This is a genomic window from Corallococcus sp. 4LFB, from assembly GCF_046520365.1.
Taxonomy (GTDB): domain Bacteria; phylum Myxococcota; class Myxococcia; order Myxococcales; family Myxococcaceae; genus Corallococcus; species Corallococcus caeni.
The window spans coordinates 1-964 of sequence record NZ_JBKGHJ010001088.1 but is presented as its reverse complement, the minus strand read 5'-3'; the positions used below and the strand labels follow the sequence as shown (position 1 = coordinate 964).

Genomic DNA, 964 nt, shown 5'->3' with positions numbered 1-964 from the left:
CCACGGGGGCATGGCGGCCGGACGGAGCCTTCGGTGGGTGAGCGGCGTCCGTGTTTGATGCCGTGGTGCCCACGGGGGCATGGCGGCCGGACGGAGCCTTCGGTTGGCGTGGAGCTTCCGTGCCCGACGCGGGAGCATCTGCGGCGGCGGGCCGGCCGGACGGGGCCTTCGATTGAGCCCCAGCGGGGGATGCCTTGGCCTTTCGGGCCGCGACTTCCTTCGTCCGGGACGAACGCTTCGCCGGTGCATCGTCGGGCGAGTCCTCCTCCGCCTTGAGCAGCGATGGGACATCCGTGTTGGACGTCACCTCGTCCGACAGGCCCTTTCGCTTCGAGGGCACCAGCACCGACGGCGGCGCCACGAGCACCGACGGCGGCGGCACCCCGACGGTCTGCGGCGGCGCCGTGCGCGCGGGCTCGGGTGGAGGCGGACGGGCGCGCTGCTCGCGGGACTTTCGCAGGCTCTCGGCGCGGCGTGCGTAGAGCCGGGCCTTCTCCGTGTTGTGCAGCACCTCGCGGCAGAAGAGCGCGAGCCGCTCCCACGTGTGCTGGCGCTCCTCGTCGCCCTCCGTCGCGGTGGCCGCGTTCTCCAGCGCCCAGGCGGCCTCGCCAAACTGCTCGCGCTCCGTGCAGCGGTCCGCGAGCAGCAGCCAGGCCTCCTTGTGCCCCGGCTCGAAGCGCACGGCCTGGCGCAGCTCCGCCAGGGCCGCGCCCGCGTCGCCCATCGCCTCCAGCGTGGCGACCCGCTCCAGGTGCGCCTTGCGCGCGGCCGGTCCCCGAGGCTCACGGGCCAGCTGCGCGTGCAGCAACTGACTCAGCGCGGGCAGGTCCCCCAGGCGCGCGCGAGCGCCAGCAGGTGCTCCCGGGGCTGCTCGTTGTCGGGGCTCTCCGCGAGCACCTCGGCCCAGGCCCACTGCGCGATGCGCAGGTCGCCCAGCGACTCCTCCGCGGTCCGCGCGAGCACC

General features: G+C 74.9%; 1 protein-coding gene. It reads right to left on the bottom strand.

The window, feature by feature from the left end:
- A partial coding sequence (locus ACLEQD_RS44240; RefSeq protein WP_410391907.1) for a tetratricopeptide repeat protein occupies positions 1-808 on the bottom strand: 808 nt, incomplete at its 3' end.
- Positions 809-964: the final 156 nt, after the last annotated feature.